This window comes from [Clostridium] innocuum (genome assembly GCA_012317185.1).
Classification (GTDB): Bacteria; Bacillota_I; Bacilli_A; order Erysipelotrichales; family Erysipelotrichaceae; genus Clostridium_AQ; species Clostridium_AQ innocuum.
On sequence record CP048838.1, the window covers coordinates 1,257,916 to 1,270,144 of the forward strand.

A 12,229-nucleotide genomic window follows, 5' to 3' on the forward strand; every position below is an offset into this window, starting at 1 on the left:
AACGGGATCGACTGAGACTCGTTCAGAATCATGTATTTCAAAACAGGCACAAGAGGAGAGAAATATGAGATGATGCAGTTTCTCGGGTACTTTCTCGATTGTGGGTAAACTTAACATAGGGAGACTTCCATACGATTATAGTTATCAATAGAAGTCGATGTCTCCCTTTCGCAAACACCCTAAAGTAAGAAAGAACCGTTTCTCGATTTCCTCTTTTTCTTATACCCGTTTTCAGAATTCATGATACGTTTGAATGATATATGCTTTTGTGCACAGGGTTTCTTTCAATGCAGCTTTTCGTATAGACTTACAATCATACATTGTTTTATTCGCAATCCACAGGATGAGCTGCAGCATCATTTCACCGACTCACTCTTATCCTGTGGTAGTATAGGAGCTGTACCTGAGCGATATCATATAAGAAAACATGTCCTGTTTTTACAAGCCGTTCAGGAACGCATGTGATATCATACGTAAAAAGAAAGGAGCGCAGCAGAATAGGCACTGCGCAGATTAGACAATGACAAAACTGGATATAACAAAAACAGGTCGATGGATGCATCGCAATGCCAGAGGGCTGGAGCTGGCAAAATGGCGTTTTTACTTTGAGGGTGGTGATGCAGGGGCTGTGGTTGACGAATTGCAGTATTATCAAAATACAGATGGAGGATTCGCTCATGCTTTAGAGGCGGACTGCTGGAATCCTGCCTCTGCACCCTCTCAGATGTTTTATGCGATACATATTCTTCATGAGCTTGAATACCAGGATAAAACACATCCGGTTATACAGGGGATGCTGCGCTATCTGGAAAGTGGAAAGGATATGGAGGACGGCTTCTGGATCAGTATTCTTTCCTCCAATAATGAATATCCGCATGCGCCGTGGTGGACGAAGACAGAGAAAAAAACGTTTGATGTCTATATGCCGAATGCAGATATATGCTGGTTCATTCTGAAATTCGCACAGAAAGACAGCTCTCTGTATACTAAAGCGGAATCAATGGTACAGCGTATGATGGTTTTGTTCCTTTCGCAGAAAGAGGTTGAACCGCATTCTCTGGAGTCTATGATGTTTCTTCTGCGTGAACTGCAGAAGACGGGAAGCTTTTGCGGACCGCAGGCAGATGCTGTCGCTGCCCATGGAATTCAGCTGATGCGGGGATTGATTGAAGAAGATCCTGATAATTGGAATGCATACTGCATTACGCCGTCATTTTTCATACACGATCGTCTTCATCCGCTATATCCGGAATATAGTAATCTTCTGAAGCTGGAGGTTCAAAGAATTACGGAAACAAGAGATGCCGAGGGTTGCTGGGATATCAACTGGGTATGGCAGGGGTATGAGAACGAATATCGCCTGAGTGCAAACTGGTGGAAGAGCAGCGTTACCATGCAGAAGCTGATGCTGTATGAGACCTTTGCATAAAAATGTGCAATGCCGTAAGACTGTGTCAATTCTCTGTTGTAGACGGCTGTATCCATCACATTTGAACCTATAGGACAGCATAGCTAACGCCTTTCGATAAAGTGGTTTTATGTCAGGGTAAATGTTTGACAGTAACGGGAAATTGAATGATTTATAGCGAATGCCTGGTCATCTTCTTTTTCATGCTTACAGGGAGGAGGCTGTGTGAGATTGCAGAAAAAGTGAATATATTCAGTATATGTCTCATAAAAGTAATTGCTTCATCAGTATAATAAAGAACATGTGGTGATAAAAATAGAGGATACAGGGAAGATACAGGAAAGTGAAGTGAACACTTTCCTTTGGCTGTCCAAGCTCTGGGGTTCGTTTCAAAGCGTCTGTTTTTTTGCAGATTCAGCTGGATCCTGTTTACTCACTATACTGTAAATTATGAAATGCATTATAATTATCAGGAACGCTTTTTCATACAAAAACAAACAAAAAGGAAAACAGATGGTTTACCATGGGGAATTAAATTTTCTTTAAATGAAATACTATGATGATAAAGGAAATGCAAATCCAGGCTCTCAATATAATGGTTTGGGAAACGCATTGCCGGATTATAAAGTAAGGAGTCTACCCGTTTAGTCGCCTATGCATGGCTTGGAAGTGGAAAGCCATACGGATTTCTCTAAAAGACTTTTTATTTCAGGGGGTTTGTACTAGAATAAAGGAAGAGCATAAGAGGAGGGTATTATGAAGGATACAATTAAATTAAAGGATTTTCTGGATTTTACATATCTGAGTAATCTGTCATTTGCACCGGATGAGGAGCATGGTGTTTTTGTCGGCAGCAAGTGTGTGGAGAAGGATAACAGCTATCAGATGAAGCTATATCTGACGGATGGCGATACTGTGCGGCAGCTGACCAGCCATGGAAAGGAACAGCTCTATTTATGGGATGATAATGAAACTGTTCTGTTTGCCAATATGCGGGATGAGGAGGATCGAAAGGCTGTTGAAAACGGAGAGGAGAGAACCTGCTTCTATCGAATCAGCATTCATGGAGGAGAGGCTGTAAAGGCTTTTACCATACCATTACAGGTAACTTCCATCAAGAAGGCGGCAGATGGAGAATATGTATTCTGTGCGGATTTTCATTTGGAATATTCACGCATGTATCAAATGAATGCCGATGAGAAGGAAAAAATCCTTCAGGAAAAGAAGGATATGCAGGATTATGAGGTTCTGGATGAGCTGCCCTTTTATGGAAATGGCATGGGATATACGAATAAGAAACGAAACAGCCTGTTTCTGTATCATGAGCATGATGATGAAATATTGCGCATCAGTGAAGAAACCTGCAATGTATATGATGTAGAGCTTTCAGATAATCATGAGATTGTGTATTACACAGGTGAGAGCTACGCATGCAAACCCATAAATAAGGAAGGGGTATATTCTTATTACCGAAATACAGGAGAGCATCGTGAAATTCTTCCTGCAGGGCAGTGGTCGATTGGGAAAATTCTACCATGGAAGGATAACATTATGATGCTGGCGAGTGAACAGAAGCGCTACGGTCTGAATGAAAACGGCATGTTTTATCAGCTGGATCCAAATAGCGGAGTGGTAGAGCTGTTTGCCTCCTATGAGGATGCTGTTGGCTCCAGCGTAGGCAGTGACTGTCGTTATGGTGGCGGTAAGAGCATCTGTCTGTATAAGGATACGGTGTATTTTATTACGACATTGTTCAATAGGAGCAGTGTATATGCATTGCATAGTGATGGAAGCATTACACCTGTGTATGACAGGGAGGGAAGCGTGGATGTCATTGCACTTGCAAAGGACCGTTTGTATTTTGCAGGTATGCAGGATATGCGTTTACAGGAGCTGTATTCATATGATATGCACGGAAAAAGCTGCAGGCAGTTAACCGGATTCAATGAGGAATTTTATGCGGAGAAGGATATCCGTCCATGCGTACCATGCAATTTCACACAGGATGGAATGGAGCTGTATGGCTGGGTGCTGGAGCCAAAGGGATTTGATCCAAAGAAAACCTATCCGGCAATTCTGGATATTCATGGCGGACCGAAGACGGTGTATGGCGAGGTCTATTATCATGAAATGCAGGTGTGGGCGAATCAGGGATATTTTGTGTTTTTTATGAATCCGCGTGGAGGCGATGGCAGAGGTAACAGCTTTGCGGATATCCGTGGTAAGTACGGTACGATTGATTATGAGGATTTGATGAAATTCACAGATGAGGTACTGAAGAAATATCCGGCGATAGATACCGCGCGTGTCGGTGTGACAGGAGGCAGCTATGGCGGATTCATGACAAACTGGATTATCGGTCATACTGATCGATTTAAGGCTGCGGCAAGTCAGCGTTCTATCTCCAACTGGATAAGCTTTGCGCATACATCCGATATCGGAGAAATGTTCGGTGCTGATCAGCAGGGTGCTGACACATGGAAAAATGTAGATAAGCTGTGGTGGCATTCTCCTTTGAAATATGCAAATCAGTGTACGACGCCGACGCTGTTTATCCATAGTGATGAGGATTTCCGTTGTCCATACAGTGAGGGAATGCAGATGTACAGTGCCTTGTGCGAGCATGGTGTTGCGACACGCTTGTGCATGTTTAAGGGAGAGAATCACGAGCTGTCCAGGAGTGGAAAGCCAAGACACAGAGTAAAGCGTCTAAAGGAAATTACGACCTGGATGGATACCTATCTGAAGGATTAAATAGAAAAGAAAAACGAGCAGGCTGTATTTGTTGAGGATACGTCTGTTCGTTTTTTTGTGGTCTGGATATTGCAGTTTAGCAGTGTGGAATGTCAGTGTGATTGGATATTTCTGAGCTGGTTGTACATAGATCATCCCTGCTGAGGTCGTGAATGGAGGTGTGTCCGCTGATTCTTGCGAAGGATTTTAATTCCTCCCATAGTACATGAAGATAGTTTTCCAAGCGCTTTGCTCCTTTGTCTATGGAAAAATTCTTGCGTAGTTCAGGATCTTGCGTGGCAATGCCCATCGGACATTTTCCGTTGTGGCAGATGCGGTATTGCTGACAGCCGATTGCTATCATGGCAGCACTTGCAATTGCGATGGCATCCGCTCCCATTGCCAGAGCCTTGATCATTTCTCCACTTGTACGAAAGCCTCCGGTAATGATGAGCTCCTGTGTCATATGGTGCTGGTTCATGTATGCGCGGGCGCGGGCCAGGGCATATACGGTAGGCACTGTAGAATTGTCTTTCAGGTATTTTGGAGATGCTCCGGTTGCGCCACCGCGGCCGTCAATGGTAATGAAGTCAGGCTGTGCATATGCGATCCATTCCAGATCTGCTTCGATATGCCCGGCTGCGATTTTTATACCGATCGGACGTCCGTCACTGCGTTCTCTGAGAGAGGTGACCAGCTGCTTTAAATCGTCCTTTGTTTTGATTTCATCAAATTTCGATGGGGAAATGATGTCCTGATGCAGTGGCTTTCCACGTATGGCGGATATTTCCTCAGTGACTTTTTCTGCAGGAAGATGACCGCCCATGCCTGGTTTTGATCCCTGACCGATTTTGATTTCGATTGCATCACTGCGTTTCAGGTTTTCGTCGGTGACACTGTATTTGTTGGGAACATATTCAAAAATGTATTTGTAGGCATGATCGATTTCATCCGGGAGGATGCCGCCTTCTCCACTGCATTGCGCGGTATGTACGGCTGCTGTTCCTTTCGCAAGTGCAGTTTTGGCTTCTTTGGAGAGGGCGCCGAAGGACATGTGAGATACGTAGACGGCATGATCAAGAACCATTGGCTTGCGTGCATTTTTCCCAATGATGGTCGTTGTGTCAACATCGGCTTTATCGGCAAGTGGCGGGTGGGCGAGCTGGCCTCCCAATAGCAGGATGTCATCCCATCCGGGTACGGATTTGCGTGTGCGCATCGCTTCGATACGGCTGGTGTTGTGAATCGCCATTTCATGGATGAGGGACATGCTGGTTTCCAGGGTGTCTTCCTTTTTGGTATTTTTCTGTATGGCAAGGGAGGTGGCATCGTTGCTTTTGGATGTAGCTGACGCGTCTTCCTCTGATGCTACTTTTTTAAAGCATTCCTTTGGAGCGGTGCATAGTGGGCATTTCCATGTGCTATCAAGGTTGACCCAGGAGGTGCCTTCAACAGCTTCATCATACATGTAGCCGCATATTTCGCATACATATTTCATATAAAAAATCTCCTTCCTGTAAGCGTTTACTTTATGTGTTTATTGTACGCTGTTTAGAGAGAGATTGCAAATGGTATTGGATGGGAAGTAGTGTGTAGGAATGCAAAATCTGTACTGAGCTGTTTGATCGCCAAGCTCTGAAAAAGAGCTTGGCGGACAATTCAATCATACTGTCGATAAAGGCTGGAAATTTAGATCAACAAGCTCCGCGAAAGAGCTTGACAGAAGAAACTGTGAAATATTGTAGGCATGATGTTATTTAGATCAACAAGCTCCGCGAAAGAGCTTGACGAAAATCTACAATTATTGTTTTACACGATTGGAATTTAGATCAACATGCTTCGCGAAAGAGCTTGACTTGCTTTGCCATAATTACTCCAAATAATTACGATGATTTAGATCAACAAGCTCCGCGAAAGAGCTTGACTCTTTGATCAGATCCACTAGGAACTGGATCAGGATAGAATTTAGATCCACAAGCTCCGCGAAAGAGCTTGACAAGAACTGGCAGTTACAGAGGGTGAGTAATGTGTGGATTTAGATCCACAAGCTCCGCGAAAGAGCTTGACCTCGGCTCAAATACTCCGCAAAATCCAGCGTTATATTTAGATCCACAAGCTCCGCGAAAGAGCTTGACCGGTAATATCCTGAAATAACTTTAATAGGATACGATTTAGATCCACAAGCTCCGCGAAAGAGCTTGACATTAACCAATATTCGTCGTGTGTATATGATATTATTTAGATCCACAAGCTCCGCGAAAGAGCTTGACTGCGAGATTTGTGATAAACCACTCAAAATGTAATAAAAAATATTATTTACATTTAATTATCTATTGTACTTTTATTGTAAATTTGTTACATTTTGTTTTAAAACACAATTATGTGGCGCGAACCTCCCTGGAAAATCATGTGAGCTTGGGGTTCGCGCAAAGAACATGTGAGTGGATATGATATCTCTACTTTTATTATAACAGAAACTTTACAAAGTGCTAAACAAAAATGTAATTGAGGTCAGTTTTTAGAATCTGTTAGTGTACACCATACGAAGGTTGTGAAATTCACCCATCAGCTATTGAAGGGACCGGTCTTTTCTTTTATAATGAGAGAAATATGAAATATCAGAAAAGAGGGAGAATATGAAATTTTCCAAACGAATGGATTTACTTGCGGAAGGTGTTTTCAGCAGGCTTGATGAAGAAAAACAAAAAATGCTGGCTAGTGGGAAAGCCGTGTATGACTTTACAATAGGATCCCCTAACATAGCACCAAGTAAGGAGGTCATGGATGCACTAATCACTGCTGCACAGCAGCCGGAAAGCTATATGTATTCACTTCATGATACAAAAGAATTAAAAGAAACAATACAAGCCTGGTACAGAAAACGATATCAGGTAGAATTGGATACAGAAACAGAGATACTGTCTCTGCAGGGATCTCAGGAAGGACTTGCACATGTCGCATTGGCACTATGTGATGAAGGTGATATTGTTCTCATCCCTGCTCCCAGCTACCCTATCTTTGCGAACGGACCGAAAATAGCAGGGGCAGAGTTATATGAAATGCCGATGCTGAAAGAATATGATTATCTGATTCAATTCGATGCAATTCCTGAAGAAATAGCAGAAAAGGCTAAGATGATGATTATATCCTATCCGAATAATCCAACAGGCGCTACGGCTCCAGATAGCTTTTATGAAGAATTGATTCAATTTGCAAAGGCACATGATATTATCGTCATTCACGATACAGCCTACAGCAATCTTGTGTTTGATGGAGAGGAAGGAAAAAGTTTCTTATATTATGCGGGTGCAAAGGATATTGGTATTGAATTTAATTCCTTTAGTAAAACCTATGGTATGGCTGGAGCACGTATTGGAATATGTGTGGGTAATGCGGAAATCGTCGGTATTCTGAGAAAACTGAAAAGCAATATTGATTACGGTATGTTTTTACCTATTCAAAAAGCCGCAATCGCAGCTTTAACGCAAGAACAGAGCATTGTGAAGGAAACCCGTGAAACCTACCAGAGAAGAAGAAATCGTATTGTTGCCGGCGCTGCAGCTGCAGGCTGGCACATCGCTTCATGCAAGAGTACCATGTTCTTATGGGCACAGATACCGGAAGGCTATGGAAGCAGTGAAGAATTCGCTTTAAACCTGTTAAAATGCAGCGGAATGCTGGTGACTCCTGGCAGTTCTTTTGGAGCATATGGTGAGGGCTTTGTACGAATTGCACTTGTTCAAAGTGATGAAGTTATCGAACAGGCATTGCAGGCTTTAAAGGAAAGCCGGTTATTTCTGAAATGAAAACACTGATTGCAATCGGCGGCGGAAGCTTTCAAAAGCAGGAAACAATGTCAATCGACACCTATGCGATTTCCAGGTGTGGAAAAACACAACCACATGTATTGTTTATTCCGCTAGCAAGCAGAGACGATCAGGGCTATGCGAAACGCTTCAAGCAATATTATCGCAGCCTTGACTGTCAGGTCGAAGCTTTGCGTCTGCTGCATACAAAGCTGAGTAATGAAGAAATATATAAGAAATTCCGTTCACAGGATATGATATATCTTGGGGCAGGCGATACCGTGTTTCTCATGAAGCAGCTGAAACAGAGAAAGCTGGATTTGCTTTTAAAGGAGCTATCCCAGCAGGGAATCGTTATCTGCGGCATTAGTGCCGGAGCGAATGCTCTCTTTGAATATGGCTACAGCAACATCGCATCAGACACATTTGAACTTGTGAACGGTATGGGTATGATAAAAGGTGCGTTCTGTCCACATTATCAGAAGGAAGAACGTAAATCCTTCGATATGGTTTGCAGAAAACAGAATCTGCCGGCTATTGGCTGTGTGGACCAGCGTGCCTATGTAGTTACAGATGAAAAGAGATTTTTCCTTTGAAGAATCTTTTTTTTCTTTTATAAGAACTTCGGGTAATATTACTTGCAAATTGTTTCATTTTTGTCTATAATGTACAAGTCTATAGAAACATCGTATATACTTTCGACATGATGGTGAAAGCGTTTCTACCTGAAAACCAATTTCAGACTACGATGGAAGCTTATATACGAATACTGCGGTTTGCGGTGTTTTTTTGTTTTGGGAGACAGAAAAGAGGGAATTATGTTAGAAAAATTATTCAAATTGAATGTGAAGCAGACTTCTGTGAAAACCGAGGTAATTGCCGGTATCACAACCTTTCTGGCAATGGCCTATATTCTTGGGGTAAACCCGTCTATTCTGCATGATGCAGGTATGGATCGTGCATCTGTTTTTATGGCTACGGCTATTTCTGCAGGCTTTGCCTCCATCGTTATGGGACTGGTGGCAAATTATCCGGTTGCTTTGGCTGCCGGTATGGGGGTTAATGCATTATTTGCTTATACGATCTGCGGACAGATGGGGATGAGCTGGCAGGCAGCATTGGCTGGCGTATTTATTTCCGGTTTGATTTTCATCGTAATTTCAGTTACCGGTATTCGTAAAGCGATTATCAATGCGATTCCAAAGCAGCTGAAGATGGCGATTGGTGCCGGTATCGGTTTCTTTATTGCTTTTGTCGGTTTAAAAAATGCTGGGATTGTTGCCGGAAGCGCATCTACCTTTGTGACAATCGGTGATTTTGCTGATCCGCAGGTATTGCTTGCACTCTTCGGTATCCTGCTGACTATTGCGTTGCTTGTCAAAAAGGTACCGGCTGCTGTTTTTGTGGGGATGGTAATTACTGCGATTATCGGTATCATCTGCGGTGCGGCGTTTGGTTTAAAGGGAATGCCGGCATTGCCTGATAAATTCTTTGAAATGAATTTCCATCTGAATGCAGCAGGCTCTTTTGTAGATGGTTTCGGTGAATTGTTCGCAAATCCGTTGAATGCGTTTGTTGTGATTTTCTCCTTTCTGTTTGTGGATTTCTTTGATACTGCCGGTACGCTGGTTGCTGTTGCAAATCGCATCGGTCTGGTGAATGAGAAGGGCGAGTTGGAGAATGTGGAGCGCGCACTGGTTGCGGATGCGGTAGGTACTGTTGCAGGTGCTGCTTTAGGTACTTCTACGGTTACCTCCTTTGTGGAATCTACCTCCGGCGTTGAGGTTGGCGGCAGAACCGGTTTAACTGCTTGTACGACGGGTATACTGTTCTTTGTATCCATTCTGTTTTCACCAATCGTGCTGTCCGCTGTAACAAATGCGGTAACGGCTCCTGCTCTTGTTGTTGTGGGTATTCTGATGGCACAGCAGCTGAAGGAAATCGAATGGGATAATATGGTATATGCGACTGCCGGTTTCATTACGGTTCTTATGATGATTCTGACATATTCCATTTCCAATGGCATCGCGTTTGGATTTATTGCCTATGCGATTGCGATGACGGCTGCAGGCAAAACAAAGGAAGTGCACATCACGGTATGGGTATTGATGGTGATTTTCCTAATCTATTTCGCACTGCCGCAATTTATGTAGAAAAAGATTTTAAAATCAGAAAAAAAATGATATTATAATACACGGAAATCTTAGTATTTCAACGACGCCGATACTATACATATACGCTATGGTATCGGCTTCTTAATAAGGAGGATACATTCATGGCTGATAAAATTATCGTACTTGACTTCGGAAGTCAGTATAACCAGCTGATAGCACGTCGTATTCGTGAGTTTGGTGTTTATTCTGAGTTGCACCCGCACACGATGACACTGGAAGAAATTCTGGCACTGAAGGATGTCCGGGGAATCATTTTCTCTGGTGGACCAAACAGTGTATATGATGAGGAAGCGTTTAAATGCGATCCTGCAATTTTTGAATCCGGGATTCCTGTTCTTGGCATTTGTTACGGTATGCAGATGACGCATTTTATGAATGGCGGAAGTGTGAAGGCTTGTGAAGCAAAGGAATATGGAAGAACTGAGATCACGATTGAAACGGATTCTCCGATTTTCAGAGGGCTGCCGAAAAAGCAGATTGTCTGGATGAGTCACGGTGATCAGGTGGATACTCTGGCTGATGGCTTTGTGAAGGATGCGTATAGCGATACCTGTACATATGCGGCTACCAGCAATATAGAGAAGAATATTTATACGCTGCAGTTCCATCCGGAGGTACGTCATTCCGAGTATGGAAATGAAATTCTGAAAAATTTTGTTTTTGAGGTTTGCAAGGCGAACAATGATTGGTCTATGCATAGCTTCATCGACATGGAAATTGAGAAAATCCGCAAGACTGTCGGTACGGACAAGGTGCTGTTGGGATTAAGCGGAGGCGTGGATTCCTCTGTTGTTGCGGCATTGCTGCATAAGGCGATCGGGGATCAGCTGATTTGTATGTTTATTGATCACGGCTTGCTGCGTAAGGGCGAGGCGGAAAGCGTTATGGAAACATTCGGGCGCGAGATGAATATCAATCTGGTGAAGATTGATGCAAAGGAGCGTTTCCTGAGTAAGCTGGCTGGTGTGAGTGATCCGGAGAAGAAGCGTAAAATCATTGGAAATGAGTTTGTGTATACCTTTGATGAGGAAGTGAAGAAGCTGACTTCAGGTGAGGACATCAAGTGGCTGGCGCAGGGAACGCTGTATACGGATGTCATTGAGTCGGGAACAAAGACAGCGCAGACAATCAAGTCACATCACAATGTCGGTGGGTTGCCTGAGGATATGCAGTTCAAGCTGATTGAACCATTGAATACGCTGTTTAAGGATGAGGTGCGTGCATTGGGTACGGAGTTGGGATTGCCTGATGAGATGGTTTGGCGGCAGCCGTTCCCGGGTCCTGGCTTGGGTATCCGTGTGCTGGGCGATATTACGGAGGAGAAGCTGGAAATCGTTCGGGATTCTGATCTGATTCTGCGTGAGGAAGTTGCGAAAGCAGGGCTGCAGAAGGAGATTTGGCAGTATTTTACGTGTCTGACGAATATGCGTTCCGTTGGTGTTATGGGGGATCAGCGTACATATGATTATGCGGTAGCTATCCGTGCGGTGACTTCGATTGACGGAATGACGGCGGATTGGGCGAAAATTCCGTATGAGGTGCTGGATGTTATCAGCAATCGTATTGTGAATGAGGTGAAGCATGTGAATCGAGTGGTGTATGATATTACGAGCAAGCCGCCGGGGACGATTGAATTCGAATAGTGTACTATGAAGAAAAGCGCCTTTAGATAGGGCGTTTTTTGCGCTTTAGACTGTTTTTGATACCTTTTTGAAAGCATGAATTAGAATAGAATGATACCTTTGATAATTCTTTAATGGCCTAATCATATGGGTTCAGAAAATGAATAACTTTTATAGGTGCTTAAATGAAAGTATTTAATGTATTTGTGTACAAATTAGATAAGCTCTTTTTGATTAAATGAAAATGACTTTTGTGTAGGTCATTTTGTATTTGTTCTATTTACTAGGTAATCAATAGAAGTCTTATAATAATCAGCAAGTTTAATCAGTATTTGAATAGGAATATCTCTACCACCTGTTTCGTAATAAGAATATGTTCTTTGCGATATATTCAGATATTTGGCAATATCATTTTGAGATAAATCATGATCTTCTCTTAAGTTTTAGAACAATCTCTTGAAATGGCAGGAAAAACAGTTTATAACT

At 43.0% G+C, this 12,229-nt stretch carries 7 protein-coding genes, 1 pseudogene, 1 CRISPR repeat array and 1 riboswitch; of the genes and pseudogenes, 6 read left to right on the forward strand and 2 right to left on the reverse strand.

What is annotated here, in order from left to right:
• The first annotated feature begins 556 nt into the window (after positions 1-556).
• Together G4D54_06140 and G4D54_06145 are read left to right on the forward strand one after the other, a co-directional pair.
• Positions 557-1,429, forward strand: a complete 873-nt coding sequence (locus G4D54_06140; GenBank protein ID QJA05158.1) for a hypothetical protein — start codon at positions 557-559, stop codon at positions 1,427-1,429.
• A gap of 735 nt (positions 1,430-2,164) precedes the next feature.
• A complete protein-coding gene (locus G4D54_06145) occupies positions 2,165-4,162 on the forward strand; it encodes a S9 family peptidase (GenBank protein ID QJA02037.1) in 1,998 nt (665 codons plus the stop codon).
• A 76-nt stretch (positions 4,163-4,238) separates the two neighbouring features.
• Here G4D54_06145 and G4D54_06150 read toward each other — a convergent pair whose 3' ends face one another.
• Positions 4,239-5,639, reverse strand: a complete 1,401-nt coding sequence (locus G4D54_06150) for an FMN-binding glutamate synthase family protein (protein QJA02038.1) — start codon at positions 5,637-5,639, stop codon at positions 4,239-4,241.
• Positions 5,640-5,759: 120 nt separating this feature from the next.
• A CRISPR array of direct repeats spans positions 5,760-6,411; the repeat unit is 34 nt; unit sequence ATTTAGATCCACAAGCTCCGCGAAAGAGCTTGAC.
• Between the two features lie 366 nt (positions 6,412-6,777).
• Between G4D54_06150 and G4D54_06155 the strand changes: the two genes are divergently transcribed.
• The 4 genes from G4D54_06155 (at position 6,778) to guaA (ending at position 11,764) form a co-directional block, all read left to right on the forward strand.
• Positions 6,778-7,947 (forward strand): aminotransferase class I/II-fold pyridoxal phosphate-dependent enzyme, encoded by a 1,170-nt coding sequence (locus G4D54_06155; GenBank protein ID QJA02039.1) that lies wholly within the window; start codon positions 6,778-6,780, stop codon positions 7,945-7,947.
• Entirely contained in the window at positions 7,944-8,543 is a 600-nt protein-coding gene (locus G4D54_06160; protein ID QJA02040.1) for a type 1 glutamine amidotransferase-like domain-containing protein, read from the forward strand. The genes G4D54_06155 and G4D54_06160 overlap by 4 nt, the downstream gene beginning before the upstream one ends.
• Before the next feature lie 70 nt (positions 8,544-8,613).
• A riboswitch (purine riboswitch) is annotated at positions 8,614-8,713 on the forward strand.
• Between the two features lie 52 nt (positions 8,714-8,765).
• Positions 8,766-10,100, forward strand: coding sequence for an NCS2 family permease (locus G4D54_06165; protein ID QJA02041.1), 1,335 nt, complete (start codon positions 8,766-8,768; stop codon positions 10,098-10,100).
• Positions 10,101-10,222: 122 nt separating this feature from the next.
• Positions 10,223-11,764, forward strand: a complete 1,542-nt coding sequence (gene guaA / locus G4D54_06170; protein QJA02042.1) for a glutamine-hydrolyzing GMP synthase — start codon at positions 10,223-10,225, stop codon at positions 11,762-11,764.
• A gap of 239 nt (positions 11,765-12,003) precedes the next feature.
• On the opposite strand, the pseudogene G4D54_06175 reads toward guaA, so the two are convergent.
• Positions 12,004-12,225: pseudogene (locus G4D54_06175) on the reverse strand (helix-turn-helix transcriptional regulator).
• Positions 12,226-12,229 lie beyond the last annotated feature (4 nt).

What these genes read in the sequence shown, in the direction of transcription:
- G4D54_06140 (QJA05158.1), top strand. Translation starts at nt 557, where the DNA reads ATGCATCGCAATGCCAGAGGGCTGGAGCTGGCAAAATGGCGTTTTTAC.
- G4D54_06145 (QJA02037.1), top strand. Translation starts at nt 2,165, where the DNA reads ATGAAGGATACAATTAAATTAAAGGATTTTCTGGATTTTACATATCTG.
- G4D54_06150 (QJA02038.1), bottom strand. Translation starts at nt 5,639, where the DNA reads ATGAAATATGTATGCGAAATATGCGGCTACATGTATGATGAAGCTGTT.
- G4D54_06155 (QJA02039.1), top strand. Translation starts at nt 6,778, where the DNA reads ATGAAATTTTCCAAACGAATGGATTTACTTGCGGAAGGTGTTTTCAGC.
- G4D54_06160 (QJA02040.1), top strand. Translation starts at nt 7,944, where the DNA reads ATGAAAACACTGATTGCAATCGGCGGCGGAAGCTTTCAAAAGCAGGAA.
- G4D54_06165 (QJA02041.1), top strand. Translation starts at nt 8,766, where the DNA reads ATGTTAGAAAAATTATTCAAATTGAATGTGAAGCAGACTTCTGTGAAA.
- guaA (QJA02042.1), top strand. Translation starts at nt 10,223, where the DNA reads ATGGCTGATAAAATTATCGTACTTGACTTCGGAAGTCAGTATAACCAG.